Source organism: Bifidobacterium pullorum DSM 20433 (assembly GCF_000771405.1).
Classification (GTDB): Bacteria; Actinomycetota; Actinomycetes; order Actinomycetales; family Bifidobacteriaceae; genus Bifidobacterium; species Bifidobacterium pullorum.
In genome coordinates this window covers 105,629-127,387 of the sequence record NZ_JDUI01000009.1, presented here as the reverse complement: position 1 = coordinate 127,387, position 21,759 = coordinate 105,629, and the positions used below count along the sequence as shown (strand labels likewise).

Here is a 21,759-nt window from a genome sequence, read left to right as displayed (position 1 = left end):
TCCTGCTTCGTCGCTTCGCCCCTCGCTTTTCCGGATTGTTCTTGGACTCTGATGCAAGTTCGTGCCGGAACTTCCGTAGCATCGTTGATATTCCAAGGTTTTTCGGAAGGACGTTCTCCCGGCTTGTGTCAGAGTCCGTATGGGGCGGACCGTGACGCAAGTCGGGAGGCGGAAGGGGCGGGCGCTACCAGGTGATTTGCTGGATCAGGCTGATGCTGAGGGGCGGAACCCGCCACACGTTGTCCTCGGGTGGCAGTGCGGCGCTGGCGGCCTGCTTGCGCGGCCGGGTCGTCTTGCGCTTCGGCTCGTCGCCGCTGGACACCGCCGAACTCCACAGGCACTTCCACATGCTGTCCGGCGGCAGGTGGAAATCCATGGCCTTGTCCACGCCGTTGATCACGATCAGCACATCCACCTCGTCGTTCGACATCAGCCGCATCGTGAAGCTGCGGATGGACGTGTCGAACCAGTCGCTCTCCATCGGCGTCGTGCCGTCGGGCAGGAACCATTGCACGCGGCTGGACGGCTTGAGCAGGCCGAGCTGCGTCAGGCGGGTGAAGAAGTCCTCATGGTGGAACAGTTCCAGCGACTTGCGGATGGCGATCAGGTCCGACACCGCCTCGATGCGACGCCTTTCGGGCGAATCGCCCTGCTTGCGCATCCAATCCCAGTTGAGCCAGGTGATGGCGTTGTCCTGGCAATAGGCGTTGTTGTTGCCTTCCTGGGAGTTGCGGAACTCGTCTCCCGCCAGCAGCATCGGGGTGCCGAGCGACAGCAGCAGCATGCCGAACATGTTCAGGGCCGCCCGCTCGCGTTTGGCCTCCACGCGGGCGTCCACGCTCGGTCCCTCCACGCCGAAGTTCGCCGAATGGTTGGTGTTCGAGCCGTCCATGTTGTTCTCGCCGTTGGCCTCGTTGTGCTTGACGGCGTACCGCGTCAGATCGGTGAGCGTGAACCCGTCATGGCAGGATACGAAGTTGATCGACGCGGTGGCGCCGCGTCCGGGATCGGTGGCGAACAGGTCCGCCGACCCGCACAGGCGTGTGGCGATTTCCTGCATGCCCACGCTGCCGGACCTCGCTCCGGCCGCCACGTCCGAAAGCCAGAACGTCCTGGTGGTATCGCGGAAGCGGTCGTTCCATTCGCCGAACGGTAGTCCGAACTGTCCGGTGCGCCATCCCTGGTTGCCCAGATCCCACGGTTCCATGATGATCTTGAGATTGCCCAGCAGCAGATCGCTGCGCAACGCGTACAGGAACGGGTGGTGTTTGGTGAACTCGCCGTCGAGTCGCGCCAGCGAGGCCGCCAGATCGAAGCGGAACCCGTCGATGCCGATGCGCTTGGCCCAGTACCGCAGCGAGTCGATGGCGAACGCCACAACCGGGGTGTTGGTGAAGTCCAGTGTGTTGCCGCAGCCGGTCGTGTCCTCGAGCCTGCCGGGATTGCCTTTCTGCTGCCGGTAGTAGGTGAGCGTGTCCAGCCCACGCCAGCAGACGGTCGGCCCCTCGACCCCGCCCTCGCAGGTGTGGTTGTACACCACATCCATGATCACCTCGAAGCCGGCCTCATGCAGGGCCCGGACCATGTCGATGACCTCCTTGCGCACGGCGGCGGCGCCCTTGCGTTGGGCGTTGCGCGTGGCGTAGGAGGGTTCGGGGGCGAAATAGCTCAGCGTCGAGTATCCCCAGTAGTTGGTTCCGCCGCGTTCCTGCAGGAACAGTTCGTCCTGTTTGGCCTGGATCGGCAGCAGTTCGATCGAGGTCACGCCTAGCCGCTGCAGATACGACAGCGTGGAGGGGTGCGCCAGGCCGGCGTAGGTGCCGCGCAGTTCCGCCGGCAGCCAGGGGGCGTCGGCGGTGAAGCCCTTGACGTGCAGCTCGTAGATCACCGTCTTGCTCCAGGGTATGTGCGGGTGGCTCGGCTCGCCCTCGTGCTTGGATTCGTCGCGGTCGTCGATGGCCACCGACATCGGCACCTTGCCCAGCGAGTCGACGGTGCTCATCGCGCCCCAGGCCGAGCCCTTCACCTTGCCGTCGACGATGTCGCACTGGTAGGAGAACGCGGCCGGGTCGAGCTCCATGCGCCCGTCGATGCCCTTGCCGTGCGGATCGATCAGGAACTTGTACGGGTTGAACCGCACGCCGTGCTTGGGGTCCCAGGTGCCGTCCACGCGGAAGCCGTAGCGCATGCCGTCCCAGGCCTTGGGCAGGTGCACATACCACAGGCCGTAGTTCGGGCCGCTCATGCGGAACAGCGTCTCGCGCAGGTTCAACGATTCGATGACGCGCGACGAGACCGCGTAGTTGCGGATCTGCGCCACGAACGGCGTCTCCGGGTCGTCGACCAGCCGAATCGCCTCGTTGAAGAAGGCGGTGGGCCGTCCCAGCGGCTCGACGACGCACATCCATACCTGATCGGCGTTCTCTGAACGGACCACCACGTCGGCTCCACCATCGTCGGTGAAGTAGAATCCCGGACGCGTGGCGTAACGGTGCAGTGTCGGGTTCTTCATAGGTACATTGTACGAAGGGGCGTCTGGTTTTCCATAGCCCGGCAATAATCTGGCGGTTCGCGTGCACCGATTGCCGCGTGCCGGCGGGTCAGGCGGCCACGCCGGCCGCAATAGCAGGGGCGTCCCTCCGGCACGAGCGTCATGTGCTCGATGGTGCCGTTGCACTGGTTCGGATGCGGCGTGCTCGCCGTCGGATCGGTCGCCTTCTACTACATGCCGCAATGGTTCGGCGCGAACGCGCTGATGATGATCGTCGCGTCGATCATCGTCGGATACGGCGGCGTGTGCTGGTCCTACGCCATCCTCTACGCCATCGCGTTCATATTGACGCTGTTCATCCGTCCCCGCCAGCCCGGCTTCGACGAGCGCGGGCACCGTATCGAAAGGAAACCAAGATGACCACCCCCATGACCGCATTCACCACCGACTTCCAGCACTCCGGCATGCCGGCGCCGATGACGACCGGCGCCATCAACCACTGGGCGTTGGACACCCCGGACATCGAGGCGGCCTTCGAGAACGCCAAGGCGTTGGGGCTGCGTCTGAAGGATGCCGAGATCCAATCGATCCCCTCGTTCTGGGAAAGGGGCATCAGGTACTTCAACGTCTACGGGCCCAACGGCGAGACCATCGAATTCTGTCAGATCGTCTGAACGCCGTTCGGTGCGCTGGCATCGATAACATGACGAGAAAGACAACAACAAAGAACATAGTGTGAGCATTTCATGGTTGAAACGGACAAAAAGATAACGCAACCAAACGTTTACTGCCCGTCTTCAACCATGACACGCTCAATTCGAACCACCCTACGAAAAGTAGGGATTATCGGCTAAATTGTGATGCAGGTCACAGATTTCCGTGACGGTTCCGCCTTGACGTTCGGGGCGGGAGAGAGACACCTTTGCATCTAACAAGATCGAGGAGGACCGAAGTGGCAGAAGCAAAGAAGAACGCGGCACCGGCCAAGCCGACCCCCGAGGAGAAGCTCGCGGCGGCCGAGGCCGAGGTCGACGCCCTGGTCAAGAAGGGTCTCAAGGCCCTTGACGAGTTCGAGAAGCTCGACCAGAAGCAGATCGACCACATCGTCGCCAAGGCGTCCATCGCGGCGCTGAACAAGCACCTTGTGCTGGCCAAGATGGCCGTCGAGGAGACCGGCCGTGGTCTGGTCGAGGACAAGGCCACCAAGAACATCTTCGCCTGCGAGCACGTGACCAACTATCTGGCTGGCCAGCGTACCGTCGGCATCATCCGTGAGGACGACGTCATGGGCATCGACGAGGTCGCCGAACCGGTCGGCGTCGTCGCCGGCGTGACCCCGGTCACCAACCCGACCTCGACCGCGATCTTCAAGTCGCTCATCGCGCTGAAGACCCGCTGCCCGATCGTCTTCGGCTTCCATCCGTTCGCCCAGAAGTGCTCCGCCGAGGCCGCCCGCATCGTGCGTGACGCCGCCATCGAGGCCGGCGCTCCGGAGAACTGCATCCAGTGGATCGAGCATCCGTCCATCGAGGCCACCGGCGCGCTGATGAAGCACCCCGGCATCGCCACCATCCTGGCCACCGGCGGCCCGGGCATGGTCACCGCCGCGTACTCCTCCGGCAAGCCCGCCCTCGGCGTGGGCGCCGGCAACGCCCCGGCCTATGTGGACAAGGACGTGGACATCGTCCGCGCCGCCAACGATCTGGTGCTCTCCAAGCACTTCGATTACGGCATGATCTGCGCCACCGAGCAGGCCATCATCGCCGACAAGGACGTGTACGACCCGCTGATCCAGGAGCTCAAGCGCCGCAAGGCCTACTTCGTCACCGACGAGGAGAAGGCCAAGCTCGAGCAGTACATGTTCGGTTGCACCTCCTACTCGGGCCAGACCCCGAAGCTCAACAACGTGGTCCCGGGCAAGTCCCCGCACTTCATCGCGAACGCCGCCGGCTTCTCGATTCCCGAGGACACCACGATCATCTGCGCCGAGTGCAAGGAAGTCGGCGAGAACGAGCCGCTGACCATGGAGAAGCTGTGCCCGGTCCAGGCCGTGCTCAAGTCCCCGGACAAGGAGACCGGCTTCAAGATGTGCGAGCAGATGCTCGTGCACGGCGCCGGCCACACCGCCGTCATCCACACCAACAACCAGGAACTGGTGCGTGAGTATGGCGTGCGCATGCATGCCTGCCGCGTGATCTGGAACTCCCCGAGCTCGCTCGGCGGCGTCGGCGACATCTACAACGCCATCGCCCCGTCGCTGACCCTGGGCTGCGGCTCCTACGGCGGCAACTCCGTCTCCGGCAACGTCCAGGCCGTGAACCTCATCAACATCAAGCGCATCGCTCGGAGGAACAACAACATGCAGTGGTTCAAGATCCCGGCCAAGACCTACTTCGAGCCGAACGCGATCAAGTACCTGCGCGACATGTACGGCATCGAGAAGGCCGTCATCGTCTGCGACAAGGTCATGGAGCAGCTCGGCATCGTCGACAAGGTCATCGACCAGCTGCGTGCCCGCTCCAACAACGTCACCTTCCGCATCATCGACTACGTCGAGCCGGAGCCTTCGGTCGAGACCGTCGAGAAGGGCGCGGAGATGATGCGCGAGGAGTTCGAGCCCGACACAATCATTGCGGTCGGCGGCGGCTCCCCGATGGACGCGGCCAAGATCATGTGGCTGCTGTACGAGCATCCGGAAATCTCCTTCTCCGACGTCCGTGAGAAGTTCTTCGATATCCGCAAGCGCGCCTTCAAGATCCCGCCGCTGGGCAAGAAGGCCAAGCTCGTGTGCATCCCGACCTCGTCCGGCACCGGCTCGGAAGTCACGCCGTTCGCCGTGATCACCGACCACAAGACCGGCTACAAGTACCCGATCACCGATTACGCGCTGACCCCGTCGGTCGCCATCGTCGATCCGGTCCTGGCCCGCACCCAGCCGCGCAAGCTGGCCTGCGACGCCGGCTTCGACGCCCTGACCCACTCCTTCGAGGCCTACGCCTCCGTGTACGCCAACGACTTCACTGACGGTATGGCGCTGCACGCGGCCAAGCTGATCTGGGACAACCTGGCCCCCTCGGTCAACCTGGAAGCGGGCGAGGAGAAGATCAAGGCCCAGGAGAAGATGCACAACGCCGCCACCATGGCCGGCATGGCCTTCGGCTCCGCGTTCCTCGGCATGTGCCACGCCATGGCCCACACCATCGGCGCGCTGTGCCACGTGGCCCACGGCCGCACCAACTCCATCCTGCTGCCGTACGTGATCCGCTACAACGGCCAGATCCCGCTGGAGCCCACCAGCTGGCCGAAGTACAACAAGTACATCGCGCCGGAGCGCTACCAGGAGATCGCCCGCAACCTCGGCATCAACCCGGGCACCACCCCGGCCGAGGGCGTCGAGAACCTGGCCCGCGCCGTGGAGGACTACCGCGACAACAAGCTGCAGATGAACAAGTCCTTCCAGGACTGCGGCGTTGATGAGGACTACTACTGGTCCGTCATCGACGAGATCGGCATGCGCGCCTACGAGGACCAGTGCGCCCCCGCGAACCCGCGCATCCCGATGATCGAGGACATGAAGGACATCGCCATCGCCGCCTACTATGGCGTCTCCCAGGCCGAGGGTCATCGCCTGCGCGTCGAGCGTCAGGGCGAGGCCGCGACCGAGGAGGCTTCGGAGCGCGCCTGAGCGTAACCGCCGATTGTTAAACGGCTAGGTGCCCGGCAGCTGATCTTGATGGGTCAGCTGCCGGGCACTGGTCGTTAATCGGCTGGATCGCTGGCTTTTGCCTCTGGTTTCTGGTTTCCGGTTTCTGGTCTCTGGGTTCCGGTCTCTGGTCTCTGGTCTCTAGTCTCTGGCAGATGGCCGGCCGTACAACGTAAGGGCCTCGGACGGATACCAGCTATCCGCCCGAGGCTTTTGCGTCTGTGCCATATGTGCGCAGTGTCCCACCCGTCTCACTCGTTGCTTGCACCCCCAGCCCGTCTGGTCCTTCTGCGGCAGCCTCATGGTGTTGCTGCACCGTTTGGACTAGAACGTTAGGGCCACCGAAATCCACGGTGCGCAGAACGGCGCGTAGATGCACACCGTTACGCTGAACACCATCTCCAGCAGCCCCACCACAATGGGCTTGATGCGAATCCTGCGTCCCAACAGCGGCATCGCAACCGCCCTGAGCAAGAGGGCCGTCGCGATGATCGGCAATGGCAGCGTGCCACCTGAAATCGTGCAGGCCAGAGCCAGCAACGCCGCATGCCAGATCCACGACGCCGCCAGATAGCGATTGTTGCGGCGCTCCCGGATCATCGTCTTGACGTACAGCACCGATCCGAACTGTGTCAGTGCGAACATGCCGGCGAGCACGAGTCCCATGCTGGTCCGCCCCAACAGATTGGGGTCGTCGAAGGCATACACCACGTATGCCATCATCGACGTGGCGATCACCGCCGCCGCGTTGGCCCACAGCGACCGCTCCCTGCGCAGCCACGCACCCAGGAACGAAACACCGGCGCACGCCACGTACAGCGGCGCCCATACCAGAATCAGTGGATGCATCGCCAGCAGCGGCACGCCCGCAACCGCCAACAGCGCGGTGTAGGTCAGCACCGGCGGCAGGTATCGGCGCTGGAATCGCGACCGCAGCCATCGTGCCGCCGTGAACTGCACGCAATAGCACAGCAGCCATGCGCCCGTCAGCCACAGTCGGCCGGCATCGAACCCTCCGACCACCATGCCGGCCAAGGCGGGCAGCAGCGCCATGGCCCATGCTCCGGGCTGATCCGGAACCCAGTTCTTCGCGGACAACGGACGGGACGGTTCGCTTCGCTTCACGTTCATGCTCTCCAGTTAATCAGTGCGTGCCGCCCCTGTCCAGACCTTTTTCCGCGCACATTTCCCGGACTCTGATCTATCGTGACTCTGATCCTTCGTGCTTAACCCCGGAATCTCAGTGTTTCCGAGATCAGCGGACACGCCGAATGGATCAGAGTCACGGCGTCCGCGATGATGCCGTCGATGGCGTGACTGTGATCTATCGTGACTGTGATCTATCGGTCGGTCCCTTGGAATTCCAACGTTTTGTGTTGAAGGGCTTGATGGGAATGGATCAGAGTCACGGTAGCTGCGGTAGAGTGTGCGAAGAACCATCCGACGACGGAGGAGCGCAATGCCGACGCATGAGGGACGTTACGATCTGATCGACACAATCCGCGGGATCGCCATCGTCAGCATGGTGATCTTCCACTGCTGCTACGACATATTCATGGTCTATGGGCGCGACCCGTCCTGGTACTCGCAGCCCGCTGTGCACGTCTGGCAGCAGTCGATCTGCTGGACGTTCATCCTGGTCTCCGGATTCGTGTGGCCGTGGGGGAGAAGCGGTAACGTCAAACGTGGCATCATGCTGAACGTCTGGGGATTGGTAATCAGCGGCGTGACGGTGCTGCTCATGCCGGCGCAGGCGGTGTGGTTCGGCATCCTCAACTGCATCGGCTGCGCGGTGCTGCTGATGATTGCGTTGGAACCGGTACTGAAAAGGATTCCCGCGGCCATCGGGGTGCTGGCGGCGTTCGCGTTGTTCATGGTGTTCAGGAACGCGCAGCTGGGATATCTGGAATGGCCCGGCGTGTTTCGGCTGGGCCTGCCCGCCTGGCTCTACGACTGTCATGTGCTGACCCCGTTCGGCTTCCCGTTCCCGGGCTTCCGATCCAGCGACTACTTCCCGATTCTGCCGTGGTTGTTCCTCTATATATGCGGGTATTTCCTGAACCGGATCGTGATGGCGATCCGTCCGCTGCAGTCCGTGGCACGGTATGGTGTGGCGCCGCTGTCCGCGGTCGGCCGCTACAGCATCTGGATCTATCTCATCCACCAGCCCGTCTGCATGCTTGCTTGCGAGCTTCTGTTCGGCTCCGCCTGATCGCGTGGCGGTCGGCAACATCGTGGTACGGTACGGAACCGCTGTGTCGTGTGAAGGCGTGTACCGTACCACGATATTGAGGTACGAAACAGCTAAAGTGCGACTTTTGCTGTTCCGTACCGTACCACTCGAGCTGTGGTACGGAAGAATGGCGGAATATCAATGGGGGATGATGGCCTTTGCCATTGTGGTACGGTACGGAACCGCTGTATCGCGTGAAAGCAAGTACCGTACCACGCTGTTGTGGTACGGTGTTGTTTTTTGTCGGTGATTGGTGTTTTGTACCGTACCGCAGCGACATCGAGGTGACGCCGAGGCGACGCTGTGGGCCGAGGGAATGTGGCGGGGCGAGGGCGACACGCCCGAACTCCTATAGGCCACCCCCAATGCTTTAATTATCAAGTTGCCTGTTTTGGGCTCGCAAATTGAATCAAAAAAAGCGAGCGCGGGACGAGCACCTTTCACCAGTGGGATGCTCGAGTGCCTGCGCACTGATGTGGACCGCCATGGGAGCGTATGCCTTCCGCGGTGTGGCTGCCGGTGCCCTGAGACAGGATGGTAAACAGTAAACGAATCGCTAGAAAGGGCGGACGGCAATGGCGGGACAGAAAATCCGCATCAGGCTTAAGTCCTATGACCATGAGGTCATCGACCAATCGGCGAAGAAGATCGTCGAAACGGTGACGAACGCGGGTGCCACGGTGGTGGGCCCGGTTCCGCTCCCGACCGAGAAGAACGTGTTCTGTGTCATTCGTTCTCCTCACAAGTACAAGGATTCGCGCGAGCACTTCGAAATGCGCACTCATAAGCGTCTTATCGACATCGTGGACCCCACCCCGAAGGCTGTGGATTCCCTGATGCACATCGATCTGCCCGCCGATGTGAACATCGAGATCAAGCTGTAAGGGAGGAGGGAACCGTAATGTCGCAGCAAGCAAATCGCACCGCGCTGCTGGGCAAGAAGCTCGGCATGTCGCAGGTTTGGGACGAGAACGGCTTCTTCGTGCCCGTGACGCTCGTTGACGTGTCCACCAACGTGGTCACCGCCGTGAAGACCGAGGAGACCGACGGCTACAAGGCCGTGCAGCTCGGCTACGGCCAGATCGACCCGACGAAGGTCACCAAGCCGCTGGCTGGTCACTTCGCCAAGGCCGGTGTGACCCCGCGCCGTCACCTCGTCGAGGTGCGCACCGAGAACGTTGACGAGTTCACTCCCGGCCAGGAGCTGACCGCCGAACTGTTCGCCGAGGGCGCTCAGGTCGACGTGACCGGCACCACCAAGGGCAAGGGCTTCGCCGGCACCATCAAGCGCTGGGGCTTCGCCTCGTACCGTCGTTCCCACGGCTCGCACAAGAACGAGCGTCGTCCGGGTTCGGTCGGTGCCTGCGCCACCCCGAGCCGCATTCTCAAGGGCAAGCGCATGGCCGGTCGTATGGGCCATGTGACCTCCACCGTGCAGAATCTCACCGTCGTCTCGTCGGATGTCGAGAACGGCATTCTCGCCATCAAGGGCGCCATCCCCGGCCCCAAGGGCAGCATCGTTCTCGTCCGTTCGGCAGTGAAGGGAGCCTGATAAATCATGGCAAACGTTACTCTGAACGTCACTGACGCCAAGGGCCAGGCCACCGGCACCGTCGAAGCGCCGGCCGAGCTGTTCGGCATCTCCAACGAGGAGATCCAGGCTCACGTGCCGCTGGTGCACCAGGTCGTCGTTGCCCAGCTCGCGGCTGCCCGTCAGGGCACCCACGCCGTGAAGAACCGCGGTGCGGTCTCCGGCGGCGGCAAGAAGCCGTGGAAGCAGAAGGGCACCGGCCGCGCTCGTCAGGGCTCGACCCGCGCTCCGCAGTGGTACCACGGTGGCGTCGTCCACGGTCCGGTCCCGCGCAAGTATGACCAGCGCACCCCCAAGAAGATGAAGGCTGCCGCCCTGCGTTACGTGCTCTCCGATCGCGCCAACGCCGGCCGTGTCGCCGTCGTCGACTTCGGCATCGGCGAGACCCCGTCCACCAAGGCCGCGGTCGCCGCCCTGTCGCTGACCGAGAACAAGTTCACCACCGTCGTGCTGTCGCGCGACAACGTGAACGAGTGGCTGTCCGTCCGCAACATCCCCACCGTTCATCCGATCTTCGCCGATCAGCTGAACACGTATGATGTGGTCACCGCCCAGTACGTCGTCTTCTCGAAGGAGGGCTTCGAGGCCTTCCTCGAGGCGAAGGGCGAGTCCAAGGCTAAGGAGGCCTGATCATTATGGTCGCTATTCACAAGCCCGCCCACGACGTCATCCTCAAGCCCGTCGTCTCCGAGAAGAGCTATGCCCTGTCCGACCGCGGCCAGTACACCTTCGTGGTGGCCCCGGGCGCGAACAAGGTGCAGATCAAGCAGGCTATCGAAGAGATCTTCAAGGTCAAGGTGACGAACGTCAACACCCTCAACCGCGCCGGCAAGCGTCAGCGCACCCGCACCGGTTACGGCCAGCGTGTCAACGAGAAGCGCGCGATCGTGACCGTCGCCGAGGGCCAGACGATCGACATCTTTGGTAACTGAAGGCTAGCCGACAAAGTCAAAGGAAGAACTACATTATGGCTATCCGCGTTTATAAGCCGACGACTGCGGGCCGCCGCAACGCTTCGGTCTCGGATTTCTCCGAGATCACGCGCTCGACGCCTGAGAAGTCGCTGGTTCGCAAGCTCAGCAAGACTGGCGGCCGCAACTCCTACGGCCGTATGACCTCCCGCCATCGCGGCGGCGGCCACAAGCGCCAGTACCGTCTCATCGACTTCCGTCGTTGGGATAAGGACGGCGTGCCGGCCAAGGTCGCTCACATCGAGTACGACCCGAACCGCTCCGCCCGCATCGCGTTGCTGCACTATGCCGACGGCGAGAAGCGCTACATCATCGCTCCGGAAGGCATCAAGCAGGGCGACGTCATCGAGACCGGCGCCCAGGCCGATATCAAGCCGGGCAACAACCTGCCGCTGCGCAACATCCCGACCGGTACCGTCGTGCACGCGATCGAGCTCCGCCCGCTGGGTGGCGCCAAGATCGCCCGCTCCGCCGGTGCCGCCGTTCAGCTCGTCGCCAAGGATGGCGCCTACGCCCAGCTGCGTATGCCGTCCGGCGAAATCCGCAACGTGGACGCCCGCTGCCGCGCCACCGTCGGTGAGGTCGGCAACTCCGACCACGCCAACGTGCAGCTCGGCAAGGCCGGCCGCGCCCGCTGGATGGGCAAGCGCCCGATCACCCGTGGTGAGTCCATGAACCCGGTCGACCACCCGCACGGCGGTCGTACCCGCGGTGGCAAGCCGCCGGTCTCCCCGTGGGGCAAGGGTGAAGTTCGTACCCGTCGTCCGAAGAAGGCTTCGAACAAGATGATTGTTCGTCGTCGTCCGAATGGTAAGAACCGCAAGTAAGGGAGTGTCGAGAAGATGACTCGTAGCATCAAGAAGGGGCCCTTCGTCGACGCCCACCTGCAGAAGAAAGTCGACGAGCAGAACGAGAAGGGCACGCACAACGTCATCAAGACGTGGTCGCGCCGCTCGATGATCACCCCGGACTTCATCGGTCACACCTTCGCCGTTCACGACGGCCGCAAGCATGTGCCGGTGTTCGTCACTGAGGCGATGGTCGGTCACAAGCTCGGTGAGTTCGCCCCCACGAAGACCTTCAAGGGTCACGTGAAGGACGACAAGAAGGCCCGCCGCTAAAGGAGAGTAAAGACTTATGGAAGCTAAAGCAATCGCTCGTCACGTCCGCGTGACGCCGCGCAAGGCTCGCCGCATGGTCAACCTCATCCGAGGCAAGCAGGCGACCGAAGCCGTCACCATCCTGAAGTTCGCCCCCCAGTCCGCCGCTCTGCCGGTGCTCAAGACGCTGGAGAGCGCCATCGCCAACGCTCGCGTGAAGGCCGACAAGGCCGGCGAGCCGTTCCGCGAGAACGATCTGGTCATCAAGGAGACCTATGTGGACGAAGGCGTGACGCTCAAGCGTTTCCGCGCCCGCGCCCAGGGCCGTGCCGCTCGTATCAACAAGCGCACGAGCCACATCACGGTCGTCGTCGCTAGCAAGGAAGGAGCCCGCTAAAGATGGGTCAGAAGATTAATCCCTTTGGCTATCGCCTGGGCATCACCGAGAACCATCGTTCGCGCTGGTTCTCCGACTCCAACAAGGCTGGCGAGCGCTACCGCGACTTCGTGCTTGAGGACGATCAGATCCGCAAGGCCATGAGCAAGGACCTCGAGCGTGCGGGCGTGTCCCGCATCGTCATCGAGCGCACCCGTGACCGCGTGCGTGTGGACATCCACACCGCCCGTCCGGGCATCGTCATCGGTCGCCGCGGCGCCGAGGCCGAGCGCGTTCGCGCCAAGCTCGAGAAGCTCACCGGCAAGCAGGTCCAGCTCAACATCTTCGAGGTGAAGAACGCTGCGCTGGACGCCCAGCTGGTGGCCCAGGGCATCGCCGAGCAGCTGAGCAACCGCGTGACCTTCCGTCGCGCGATGCGCAAGGCCCAGCAGGACGCGATGCGTGCCGGCGCCAAGGGCATCCGTATCAAGCTCTCCGGCCGTCTTGGCGGTGCGGAAATGAGCCGTTCCGAGTTCTACCGTGAGGGCCGCGTTCCGCTGCAGACCCTCCGCGCCCTGATCGATTACGGCTTCTTCGAGGCCAAGACCACCTACGGCCGCATCGGCGTGAAGGTGTGGATCTACAAGGGCGATATGACCGAGCGTGAGTTCGAAGAGCAGCAGGCGCAGCAGGGCAACAACCGCTCCGGCCGTCGCGGCGATCGCCGCCCGCGCCGTGGCAACCGTCCGGCCCAGCGTCAGAACGCCGCCGTCGAGGCCGCCCCCGCGGCCGAGGCTCCGGCCGCCGCCGAGGCACCTGCCGCAACGGAAACGAAGGAGTGAGCTGATGCTTATCCCGAAGAGGACCAAGTACCGCAAGCAGCACCGTCCTACCCGTAGTGGTATGTCCAAGGGCGGCAACGAGATCGCGTTCGGCGATTTCGGTATCCAGGCGCTCGCGCCGGCCTATGTGACCAACCGTCAGATCGAGGCCGCCCGTATCGCCATGACCCGCTACATCAAGCGTGGCGGTCGTGTGTGGATCACCGTGTTCCCGGATCGTCCGCTCACGAAGAAGCCGTTGGGCACCCGAATGGGTTCCGGTAAGGGTACGCCTGAGTTCTGGATCGCCAACATCCACCCCGGTCGCGTGATGTTCGAGATCGGCGGTGTCTCGGAGGAAGTCGCCCGCGAGGCCCTGCGCCGCGCCATCGACAAGCTCCCCATGAAGTGCCGTGTTATTGCTCGCGAAGGCGGTGACATCTGATGTCAGTCGGAACTGCAGACTACACCATCCAGAATCTCAACGAGAAGACCAACGCCGAGATCGAGGGCTTCCTGAAGAAGTCCAAGGAAGAGCTGTTCAACCTGCGCTTCCAGTCGGCCACCGGCCAGCTCGAGAACACCGCCCGCCTCAAGGCGGTCAAGCACGACATCGCCAGGATGTACACCGTCCTGCGCGAGCGTGAGCTCGGCATCAGCCAGGCGCCCGAGGCGACCGAAACGAAGACTGAGGAGAAGTAAGCATGGCTGAAGAGCGCAACTTCCGCAAGGTTCGTCGCGGTTACGTCGTGTCCGACGCGATGGACAAGACGATCACCGTCGAGCTCGAGCAGCGTTCGACCCACCCGCTGTACGGCAAGGTCGTTCGCTCCACCCGCAAGGTCAAGGCCCATGATGAACACGGCGAAGCCCACGTTGGCGACCTCGTGAGTATTATGGAGACTCGGCCCCTGAGCAAGACCAAGCGTTGGCGTCTCGTCTCGATCATCGAGCGCGCCAAGTAAATAAGTTCGGCAAGGCTCCGCGAGTCACCCCGCCCGCTTTTCGCGAGCGGGCGGGGTGCTCGGGGAGAACCAGCTCGGCTAAGGAGAATCAATGATTCAGCAGGAAACGCGGCTTCATGTCGCCGACAACACGGGTGCCAAGGAACTCTTGGCCATCCGAGTGCTCGGCGGATCGAAGCGACGCTATGCCGGCATCGGCGACGTGATCGTCGCCTCCGTCAAGGACGCGATCCCTGGCGGGTCGGTCAAGAAGGGCGACGTGGTCAAGGCCGTCGTCGTCCGTACCGTCAAGGAGCATCGCCGTGTCGATGGCTCCTACATCAAGTTCGACGAGAACGCCGCCGTCATTCTCGGCTCCGGCCGTGAACCGAAGGGCACTCGTATCTTCGGACCGGTCGGTCGTGAGCTGCGCGACAAGCGCTTCATGAAGATCGTGTCCCTCGCCCCGGAGGTGATCTGAGCATGGTAGCCAAGATCAAGACCGGCGACCTGGTCAAGGTCATCCGCGGCAAGGACCGCGGCAAGGAAGGCACCGTCACCCGCGTGCTGCCCAACGACCGCCTGATCGTCGAAGGCGTGCAGATCGTCAAGAAGCACGTTCGCGCCACCCAGCAGGGTCAGCAGTCCGGCATCGTCTCCGTCGAGGCCCCGATCCATCGCTCCAACGTGATGCTGATCGACCCGGAGACCAAGCAGCCGACCCGCGTGGGCGTGATTGTGAAGGAAGAGGCTCGCGACGGCAAGGTCAAGACCGTGCGCGTGCGTGTTGCCAAGAAGTCCGGAAAGGAGCTGGCATGACCGATACCACTATCGAAGCGCCGGCCACCCCGCGCCTGAAGCAGCAGTACAAGGACCAGATCGTGCCGGAGCTCGAGAAGGAGTTCAAGTACTCCAACCCGATGCAGGTGGCGCGTGTCGAGAAGGTCGTCGTCTCCATGGGCGTTGGTGCCGCCGCTCGCGACTCCAAGCTCATCGAAGGCGCCGTCAAGGACCTCACCCTGATCACCGGCCAGAAGCCGAAGATCACCAAGGCCAAGAAGTCCGTCGCGCAGTTCCATCTGCGTGAGGGCCAGGCCATCGGTGCCTATGTGACGCTGCGTGGCGATCGCATGTGGGAGTTCCTGGACCGTCTGCTGACCCTGGCCCTGCCGCGCATCCGCGATTTCCGCGGCATCAACGGCAACCAGTTCGACGGCAACGGCAACTACAACTTCGGCCTCACGGAGCAGTCCATGTTCCACGAGATCGATCCGGATTCGATCGATCACCAGCGTGGTATGGACATCACCGTGGTGACCAGCACCAAGGACGACACCGAGGCCCGCGCGCTGCTCAAGCACCTGGGCTTCCCCTTCAAGGAGAACTGATATGGCAAAAACCGCTCTGAAGAACAAGGCGGCCGCCAAGCCGAAGTTCAAGGTGCGCGCGTACACGCGCTGCCAGGTGTGCGGTCGTCCCCACTCCGTCTACCGCAAGTTCGGCCTGTGCCGCGTCTGCCTTCGTGAGAAGGCCCACCGTGGCGAGCTGCCCGGAGTTACGAAGTCCAGTTGGTAAACCATCGACGCTGAAGGTCCGCGGCCTGAATCCCCGAAAGGGGTAAGGGCGGCGGAAACCACGGCGAGAAAGGGCGTTAGCCCACATGACAATGACAGATCCGATCGCAGACATGCTTACGCGTCTGCGTAATGCGAGCGCGGCGAAGCACGAGACCGTGGATATGCCGTACTCGAAGTTCAAGGCGAACATCGCCGAGATCCTCAAGCGTGAAGGTTTCATCCAGGACTTCACCGCCAAGGAGGCCCGCGTCGGCCAGACCCTTGAGATCACTCTCAAGTACGGCCCGAACGGTGAGCGCTCGATCCAGGGCATCAAGCGCATCTCGAAGCCCGGCCTGCGTCGCTACGCGAAGTCCGACGCGCTGCCCATGCCGTTGGGTGGCCTCGGCATCGCGATCATCTCGACGAGCTCGGGACTGCTGACCCAGAAGGAATGCCTCGACCGGGGCATCGGCGGCGAGATCGTCGCCTATGTGTGGTGAGAAAGGAGAGCTGACACATGGCATCGCATATTGGTAAGCTCCCCGTCGCCATCCCGGCCGGCGTGGAAGTCACGATCGACGGTCAGAACTTCTCGGCCAAGGGCCCGAAGGGTTCCGACTCCTACGTTATCCCCGAGGGCATCACGGGTGCCGTTGAAGGCAACGAGATCATCCTCACCCCGGCTGACGACACTCGTCCGACCCGCGCCAAGCATGGCCTGAGCCGTTCGATCATCGCCGGCATGGTCAAGGGCGTGCACGAAGGCTATGCCAAGACCCTCGAGATCATCGGCACCGGTTACCGTGCCGCGATGAAGGGCAAGGGCATCGAGTTCTCGCTCGGCTATTCGCACACCATCACCGTCGAACCGCCGGAAGGCATCGAGTTCGAACTGCCGAACCCCAACCAGGTGATCGTCAAGGGCACCGACAAGCAGGCTGTGGGTCAGGTGGCCGCGAACATCCGCAAGCTGCGCGCCCCGGAACCCTACAAGGGCAAGGGCATCAAGTACGCCGACGAGCGTATCCTGCGCAAGGCTGGAAAGGCTGGTAAGTGATATGACCGTGCAGATTATCGGTAAGGGCAAGAAGGTCGCTCGTCTGCGCCGTCACGCCCGTCTTCGCAAGCGCATCACCGGCACCCCGGAGCGTCCGCGTCTGGTGATCACCCGCTCGAACCGCCATATGGTCGCGCAGGTCGTCGACGACACCAAGGGCATCACCCTGGTCAGCGCCTCGACGATCTCCGATCTGGCCGATTTCCAGGGCACCAAGGTCGAGGCCGCCAAGCAGGTCGGCTCGCTCATCGCCAAGAAGGCCCAGGACGCCGGCATCACCAAGGTGGTGTTCGACCGTGGTGGCAACAAGTATCATGGCCGCGTCGCAGCTGTTGCTGAAGGCGCCCGCGAGGGAGGTCTGGAGCTGTGAGCGACAACGAGAAGGAAACCCAAGTGGCTGAAGAAACTCAGAACACTCAGGCGCCCGCCGAGGAGCGCAACGACGACCGTCGTTCGCGCCGTGGCCAGCGTGGTGAGGGTCGCCGTGGCGAGCGCCGCAACCGTCGCGAGGAGAACCGCGGCGACGAGCTGCTCGACCGCGTGGTGACCATCAACCGCGTCTCCAAGACCCACAAGGGTGGCCGTACGTTCAGCTTCGCCGCCCTCGTGGTGGTCGGCGACGGCAACGGCACCGTCGGTGTCGGCTACGGCAAGTCCCGTGAGGTTCCGGCCGCTATCGCCAAGGGCCAGCTGGACGCCAAGAAGCACATGTTCACCGTGCCGCGCGTGCGTGGCACCGTCGTCCACCCCGTCATCGGCCATGACGCCGCCGGCACCGTCCTGCTGCGCCCGGCCGCCCCGGGTACCGGCGTTATCGCCGGCGGCGCCGTCCGCGCCGTCATGGAGTGCGCCGGCATCACCGACGTGTTGACCAAGTCGATGGGTTCCGCCACCGCGGTCAACGTCGTGCGTGCCACCGTGGACGCCCTGAAGCAGCTCGAGGAGCCGGAGGAGATCGCGGCCCGCCGTGGTCTGGCCCTCAACGAGGTCGCTCCGGACGCTCTGCTGCGCTCCCGCGCCCAGGGCATCGCCGAGGCCCGCAAGGCCCGCGAGGAGGCCCAGGCCGCTAACGCTAAGGATGGTGAGTGATGGCCAAGAACATGAAGATCACTCTGGTGCGCAGCACCATCGGCTCCAAGCCGGCCCATCGCGCCACCGTGCAGACCCTCGGCCTGCGTAAGATCGGCCAGAGCGTGGTCCGTGAGGACACGCCGGCCAATCGTGGCCTGGTCAACGCGGTGCGCCATCTGGTGACCGTCGAGGAGGTTGACTGATTATGGCTACTGAGAACAACGAGATCCTGCAGATGCATGACCTCAAGCCGGCTCCGGGTGCCAAGAAGGACCGCATCCGCGTCGGCCGTGGTGAAGGCTCCAAGGGTAAGACCTCGGGCCGTGGCGACAAGGGCACCAAGAAGCGCTACCAGGTTCGTCCTGGCTTCGAAGGTGGCCAGCTGCCGCTGTACATGCGCCTGCCGAAGCTTCGCGGCTTCAAGAGCCCCTTCAAGAAGGAGTTCCAGGTCGTGAACGTCGCGGCTCTCAACGAGCTGTACCCGAACGGTGGCGAGATCACCGTCGAGGACCTGATCGCCAAGGGTGCCGTCCGCAAGGGCTACCCGGTCAAGGTCCTGGGCGACGGCGACGCCGCGGCCGCCTTCACGCTCAAGGGCATGAAGGCCTCCGCCTCGGCCAAGGCCAAGATCGAGGCCGCCGGCGGTTCCGTCTCCGAGGACTGAGTCGCCTCGGGGATGAAGCCCATGGCTTGATATGAACGTGACCCTCCCCATCTCAGACGGGGAGGGTCACGTTTGTTTTGGACCGGCATCGCGTGGATCCGACGGAACCCCACGCATCCCGGTAGGCACTGTGCGCTAGACTCGTCGGTTAGAGTCTGTTCGCATGCCGTGCATGACGCACGATATCAGGAAGGAATCCAAGGTGAGGACGTTAATCCAGGCCTTTCGGACGAAGGAGCTGAGGAACAAGATCTTCTTCGTCCTCGGTATGATCATCATCTACCGAATCGGTTCGTTCATCCCGATTCCGGGTGTGGACTACACCGTGGTGCAGCAGTGCGCCAACGAGATGACGAACAATCAGGAGAACTTCATCGGTCTGGTGAATCTGTTCTCGGGCGGCGCGATGCTGCAGCTGTCGATCTTCGCGTTGGGTGTCATGCCGTACATCACCGCGTCGATCGTCATCCAGCTGCTGCGCGTGGTGATTCCGCGCTTCGAGGCGCTGCACAAGGAGGGGCAGTCCGGCGAAGCGAAGCTCACGCAGTACACCCGTTACCTGACCATCGGTCTGGCCGTGCTGCAGTCCACCACCATCGTGGTGACCGCCAACTCGGGCGCGCTGTTCAACTATCAGTGCTCCGATGTGATTCCGAATGACACCCCGTGGTCGCTGGTGGTCATGGTGCTCGTGCTTACCGGCGGCACCGGCCTGATCATGTGGATGGCCGAGCTCATCACCGACAAGGGCATCGGCCAGGGCATGTCCGTGCTCATCTTCATGTCCATCTGCTCCGGCTTCCTGCCGCAGCTGTGGGAGATCGGCTGGGGCACCGACGGCACCGACGGCGACTGGCTGAAGTTCGGCATCGTCGTGGGCGTGCTGATGGTCATCCTGGTGTTCGTGGTGTTCGTCGAGCTGTCGCAGCGCCGCATCCCGGTGCAGTACACGCGCCGCATGATCGGCCGCAAGATGTACGGCGGATCGTCCACCTACCTGCCGCTGAAGATCAACATGTCCGGCGTCATCCCGCCGATCTTCGCCTCGTCGATCCTGGCCATCCCGACGCTGATCGCCCAGTTCGGCGACAGCAGCGCCGGCTGGGTGGAGTGGATCAACTCCAACCTGGCCGATACCACCTCGGTGTGGTACATCGCGCTGTATGCGCTGATGATCGTCTTCTTCTGCTTCTTCTACACCTCGATCACGTTCAACCCGGACGAGACCGCTGACAACATGAAGCAGTACGGCGGCTTCATCCCGGGCATCCGCGCCGGCAACGCCACCAGCCGCTACCTCAACTACGTCATGAACCGACTGAACACCGTGGGTGCCATCTACCTGCTGTTCGTGGCGCTCATCCCGACCGTGCTCATCATGGCGCTGAACCTCAACACGCAGCTGCCGTTCGGCGGCACCACGATTCTGATCATCGCGGGTGTCGGACTGGACTCGCTGCGTCAAGCCAAGGCCCAGACCGAACAGTTCCAGTACGCCGGATTCCTGTTCGAAGGCACCGACCACGTCGAAGGCAAGTAATCGAGTCACTGCAACCAAGGAGACAATACCAATGCGACTGCTGATCATGGGACCGCAGGGCGTCGGCAAGGGCACCCAGGCCGCGCTGCTGAGCGAACACTATGGCATCCCCGCCATCTCGACGGGTGATATCTTCCGCTACAACCTCAAGAACCAGACGGAGCTCGGCAAGCAGGCCCAGGCCTATATGGACCGCGGCGAGCTGGTGCCGGACGAGCTGACCAACCAGATCGTCAAGGACCGTCTGGCCATGGAGGACGCCCAGAACGGCTGGATCCTCGACGGGTATCCGCGCAACGCCGCCCAGGTGCAGGCCCTCGACGAGATGCTCGCCGATCTGGGCACGCCGCTGGACCACGCCGTGGTCCTGGAGGCCGCCCGTGAGGTGCTGCTCGAGCGCATGGCCAAGCGCGCCGCCGAGCAGGGCCGTTCCGACGACACCCCGGAGGCCATCGCCAAGCGTCTGGAGACCTACGAGCGTGAGACCGCGCCGCTGCTGGACATCTACGAGAACCGCGGCATGCTGGTCGTGGTGGACGGCGTCGGCGAGATCGACGCGATCAACGCCAAGATTATCGATCAGCTTGGTGAGTGACCTGCCATAGCAGACGTCATCCGGACGGGGACCATACGACACGCCGTGTGTGGTATGGTCCCCGTTTCCTGTATTATTGCAATTTGGTGTGTCTTATGATGCACCGCAGGTAATCAGCCAAGGAACGGAACGAGGCTCATGGCAAAAGACGGTGTGATCGAAGTCGAAGGTCGGGTGGTGGAAGCCCTCCCGAACGCGATGTTCCGCGTCGAGCTTGAGAACAAGCACGTCGTGCTGGCCACCATTCCCGGCAAGATGCGCAAGAACTACATCCGCATCCTGCCGCAGGACCGCGTGGTTCTGGAGATGAGCCCGTACGATCTGAACCGAGGCCGTATTACGTACCGTTACAAGTAAGGTACACAAGCAAAGGAAAACCATGAAGGTCAGCCCTAGTGTGAAGAGGATCTGCGAGAACTGCCGCGTGATCCGTCGTCACGGCCGCGTCATGGTGATCTGCATCAACCCGCGCCACAAGCAGCGTCAGGGCTGAGTCGCAGATTCCAGCGGCACAACAGTAGAGGCGCTGAGTCACAGCCGAACGGCTGAACCCCGGGTACGCAGGCCCGGGCCGGGAGACCGGACGACTCGGCGCAAGACCTGCGGAACATGAGAAGGAATCGCAATGGCACGTCTTGCCGGAGTCGACATCCCCAATGAGAAGCGCATCGAGATCGCCCTCACCTATATCTTCGGTGTGGGTCGCACTCGTGCGAAGGAAACGCTTGCCGCGACCGGTATCAATCCGGACACCCGCGTCAAGGATCTGACGGATGAGCAGCTGATCACGCTGCGTGACTATCTTGAAGGCAACTACAAGATCGAAGGCGATCTGCGTCGTGAGATCGACGCGGACATCCGTCGCAAGATCCAGATCAACTGCTACCAAGGCCAGCGTCACCGTAAGGGACTTCCCGTGCGTGGTCAGCGCACCAAGACCAACGCCCGTACCCGCAAGGGCCCGAAGCGTACGGTTGCCGGAAAGAAGAAGGCCACCAAGTAATCGGTGGCAGGTTCCGGGCCACGGGGCGCAGGCTCCATCG

The 21,759-nt window shown here is 63.1% G+C and carries 31 protein-coding genes and 1 pseudogene; 30 read left to right on the top strand and 2 right to left on the bottom strand.

Features of this window, described 5'->3' with window-relative positions; all coding sequences use genetic code 11:
• Window positions 1-301: 301 nt before the first annotated feature.
• Window positions 302-2,512, bottom strand: a pseudogene (gene glgX / locus OU11_RS05915) (glycogen debranching protein GlgX); the annotation flags it as partial.
• Window positions 2,513-2,653: 141 nt separating this feature from the next.
• Between glgX and OU11_RS05910 the strand changes: the two are divergent.
• From OU11_RS05910 to adhE, 3 genes are all read left to right on the top strand, one after another.
• On the top strand, window positions 2,654-2,911 hold the full coding sequence (locus OU11_RS05910; protein WP_033515196.1) for a hypothetical protein: 258 nt from the start codon (window positions 2,654-2,656) through the stop codon (window positions 2,909-2,911).
• Entirely contained in the window at window positions 2,908-3,165 is a 258-nt protein-coding gene (locus tag OU11_RS05905; RefSeq protein ID WP_033515194.1) for a VOC family protein, read from the top strand. The genes OU11_RS05910 and OU11_RS05905 overlap by 4 nt, the downstream gene beginning before the upstream one ends.
• Window positions 3,166-3,443: 278 nt before the next feature.
• Window positions 3,444-6,176 carry a bifunctional acetaldehyde-CoA/alcohol dehydrogenase gene (gene adhE / locus OU11_RS05900; RefSeq protein ID WP_033515192.1) on the top strand — a complete coding sequence of 911 codons (2,733 nt, stop codon included), beginning with the start codon at window positions 3,444-3,446 and terminating at the stop codon, window positions 6,174-6,176.
• A gap of 342 nt (window positions 6,177-6,518) precedes the next feature.
• On the opposite strand, the gene OU11_RS05895 is transcribed toward adhE, so the two are convergent.
• Complete coding sequence (locus OU11_RS05895) at window positions 6,519-7,325, bottom strand: YwiC-like family protein (protein WP_052122718.1); 807 nt, start codon at window positions 7,323-7,325, stop codon at window positions 6,519-6,521.
• Between the two features lie 328 nt (window positions 7,326-7,653).
• Here OU11_RS05895 and OU11_RS05890 point away from each other — a divergent pair, with 328 nt between their 5' ends.
• From OU11_RS05890 to rpsM, 27 genes are all read left to right on the top strand, one after another.
• Entirely contained in the window at window positions 7,654-8,406 is a 753-nt protein-coding gene (locus tag OU11_RS05890) for a heparan-alpha-glucosaminide N-acetyltransferase (protein WP_033515191.1), read from the top strand.
• Window positions 8,407-9,002: 596 nt separating this feature from the next.
• Window positions 9,003-9,311, top strand: coding sequence for a 30S ribosomal protein S10 (gene rpsJ, locus OU11_RS05885; RefSeq protein WP_003827292.1), 309 nt, complete (start codon window positions 9,003-9,005; stop codon window positions 9,309-9,311).
• Window positions 9,312-9,328: 17 nt separating this feature from the next.
• On the top strand, window positions 9,329-9,979 hold the full coding sequence (rplC, locus tag OU11_RS05880) for a 50S ribosomal protein L3 (RefSeq protein ID WP_033515190.1): 651 nt from the start codon (window positions 9,329-9,331) through the stop codon (window positions 9,977-9,979).
• A gap of 6 nt (window positions 9,980-9,985) precedes the next feature.
• Window positions 9,986-10,648 carry a 50S ribosomal protein L4 gene (gene rplD / locus OU11_RS05875; RefSeq protein ID WP_033515188.1) on the top strand — a complete coding sequence of 221 codons (663 nt, stop codon included), beginning with the start codon at window positions 9,986-9,988 and terminating at the stop codon, window positions 10,646-10,648.
• A 5-nt stretch (window positions 10,649-10,653) separates the two neighbouring features.
• Window positions 10,654-10,950, top strand: coding sequence for a 50S ribosomal protein L23 (gene rplW / locus OU11_RS05870; protein ID WP_033515186.1), 297 nt, complete (start codon window positions 10,654-10,656; stop codon window positions 10,948-10,950).
• A gap of 35 nt (window positions 10,951-10,985) precedes the next feature.
• Window positions 10,986-11,816: a 50S ribosomal protein L2 gene (gene rplB, locus OU11_RS05865; RefSeq protein WP_033515185.1), complete on the top strand. Its 831-nt coding sequence runs from the start codon at window positions 10,986-10,988 to the stop codon at window positions 11,814-11,816.
• Window positions 11,817-11,831: 15 nt separating this feature from the next.
• Window positions 11,832-12,110, top strand: a complete 279-nt coding sequence (rpsS, locus tag OU11_RS05860; protein WP_015450968.1) for a 30S ribosomal protein S19 — start codon at window positions 11,832-11,834, stop codon at window positions 12,108-12,110.
• Window positions 12,111-12,126: 16 nt separating this feature from the next.
• Window positions 12,127-12,486 (top strand): 50S ribosomal protein L22, encoded by a 360-nt coding sequence (gene rplV / locus OU11_RS05855; RefSeq protein WP_033515183.1) that lies wholly within the window; start codon window positions 12,127-12,129, stop codon window positions 12,484-12,486.
• A gap of 2 nt (window positions 12,487-12,488) precedes the next feature.
• Window positions 12,489-13,307 (top strand): 30S ribosomal protein S3, encoded by an 819-nt coding sequence (gene rpsC / locus OU11_RS05850; RefSeq protein WP_033515181.1) that lies wholly within the window; start codon window positions 12,489-12,491, stop codon window positions 13,305-13,307.
• A gap of 4 nt (window positions 13,308-13,311) precedes the next feature.
• Complete coding sequence (rplP, locus tag OU11_RS05845) at window positions 13,312-13,731, top strand: 50S ribosomal protein L16 (RefSeq protein ID WP_033505249.1); 420 nt, start codon at window positions 13,312-13,314, stop codon at window positions 13,729-13,731.
• Window positions 13,731-13,988 (top strand): 50S ribosomal protein L29, encoded by a 258-nt coding sequence (rpmC, locus tag OU11_RS05840; protein ID WP_033505247.1) that lies wholly within the window; start codon window positions 13,731-13,733, stop codon window positions 13,986-13,988. The genes rplP and rpmC overlap by 1 nt, the downstream gene beginning before the upstream one ends.
• 2 nt (window positions 13,989-13,990) lie before the next feature.
• Entirely contained in the window at window positions 13,991-14,251 is a 261-nt protein-coding gene (gene rpsQ, locus OU11_RS05835; RefSeq protein ID WP_033505245.1) for a 30S ribosomal protein S17, read from the top strand.
• A gap of 91 nt (window positions 14,252-14,342) precedes the next feature.
• Window positions 14,343-14,711 carry a 50S ribosomal protein L14 gene (rplN, locus tag OU11_RS05830; RefSeq protein WP_003808038.1) on the top strand — a complete coding sequence of 123 codons (369 nt, stop codon included), beginning with the start codon at window positions 14,343-14,345 and terminating at the stop codon, window positions 14,709-14,711.
• A gap of 2 nt (window positions 14,712-14,713) precedes the next feature.
• A complete protein-coding gene (gene rplX / locus OU11_RS05825; protein ID WP_033505243.1) occupies window positions 14,714-15,049 on the top strand; it encodes a 50S ribosomal protein L24 in 336 nt (111 codons plus the stop codon).
• Entirely contained in the window at window positions 15,046-15,618 is a 573-nt protein-coding gene (rplE, locus tag OU11_RS05820; protein ID WP_033515179.1) for a 50S ribosomal protein L5, read from the top strand. The genes rplX and rplE overlap by 4 nt, the downstream gene beginning before the upstream one ends.
• 1 nt (window position 15,619) lies before the next feature.
• Complete coding sequence (locus tag OU11_RS05815) at window positions 15,620-15,805, top strand: type Z 30S ribosomal protein S14 (RefSeq protein ID WP_004114370.1); 186 nt, start codon at window positions 15,620-15,622, stop codon at window positions 15,803-15,805.
• A gap of 85 nt (window positions 15,806-15,890) precedes the next feature.
• A complete protein-coding gene (gene rpsH / locus OU11_RS05810; protein WP_033505239.1) occupies window positions 15,891-16,289 on the top strand; it encodes a 30S ribosomal protein S8 in 399 nt (132 codons plus the stop codon).
• Between the two features lie 17 nt (window positions 16,290-16,306).
• The gene (rplF, locus tag OU11_RS05805; protein ID WP_033515177.1) at window positions 16,307-16,846 is read left to right on the top strand and encodes a 50S ribosomal protein L6; all 540 of its coding nucleotides are present in this window, start codon (window positions 16,307-16,309) and stop codon (window positions 16,844-16,846) included.
• A 1-nt stretch (window position 16,847) separates the two neighbouring features.
• Window positions 16,848-17,216, top strand: coding sequence for a 50S ribosomal protein L18 (gene rplR / locus OU11_RS05800; RefSeq protein WP_033515175.1), 369 nt, complete (start codon window positions 16,848-16,850; stop codon window positions 17,214-17,216).
• Window positions 17,213-17,935 (top strand): 30S ribosomal protein S5, encoded by a 723-nt coding sequence (rpsE, locus tag OU11_RS05795; RefSeq protein WP_033505233.1) that lies wholly within the window; start codon window positions 17,213-17,215, stop codon window positions 17,933-17,935. The genes rplR and rpsE overlap by 4 nt, the downstream gene beginning before the upstream one ends.
• Window positions 17,935-18,120 (top strand): 50S ribosomal protein L30, encoded by a 186-nt coding sequence (gene rpmD, locus OU11_RS05790; protein WP_033515174.1) that lies wholly within the window; start codon window positions 17,935-17,937, stop codon window positions 18,118-18,120. Before rpsE ends, rpmD begins: the two co-directional genes overlap by 1 nt.
• Window positions 18,121-18,122: 2 nt before the next feature.
• Complete coding sequence (rplO, locus tag OU11_RS05785) at window positions 18,123-18,581, top strand: 50S ribosomal protein L15 (RefSeq protein ID WP_033515173.1); 459 nt, start codon at window positions 18,123-18,125, stop codon at window positions 18,579-18,581.
• Window positions 18,582-18,783: 202 nt separating this feature from the next.
• Window positions 18,784-20,121: a preprotein translocase subunit SecY gene (secY, locus tag OU11_RS05780; RefSeq protein ID WP_033515172.1), complete on the top strand. Its 1,338-nt coding sequence runs from the start codon at window positions 18,784-18,786 to the stop codon at window positions 20,119-20,121.
• Between the two features lie 31 nt (window positions 20,122-20,152).
• Window positions 20,153-20,716 (top strand): adenylate kinase, encoded by a 564-nt coding sequence (locus OU11_RS05775; RefSeq protein WP_033515171.1) that lies wholly within the window; start codon window positions 20,153-20,155, stop codon window positions 20,714-20,716.
• Window positions 20,717-20,854: 138 nt separating this feature from the next.
• Window positions 20,855-21,073, top strand: coding sequence for a translation initiation factor IF-1 (gene infA / locus OU11_RS05770; protein WP_033515170.1), 219 nt, complete (start codon window positions 20,855-20,857; stop codon window positions 21,071-21,073).
• A 22-nt stretch (window positions 21,074-21,095) separates the two neighbouring features.
• The gene (gene rpmJ, locus OU11_RS05765) at window positions 21,096-21,209 is read left to right on the top strand and encodes a 50S ribosomal protein L36 (RefSeq protein WP_003842636.1); all 114 of its coding nucleotides are present in this window, start codon (window positions 21,096-21,098) and stop codon (window positions 21,207-21,209) included.
• Between the two features lie 132 nt (window positions 21,210-21,341).
• Complete coding sequence (gene rpsM, locus OU11_RS05760; RefSeq protein WP_026641530.1) at window positions 21,342-21,719, top strand: 30S ribosomal protein S13; 378 nt, start codon at window positions 21,342-21,344, stop codon at window positions 21,717-21,719.
• Window positions 21,720-21,759: the final 40 nt, after the last annotated feature.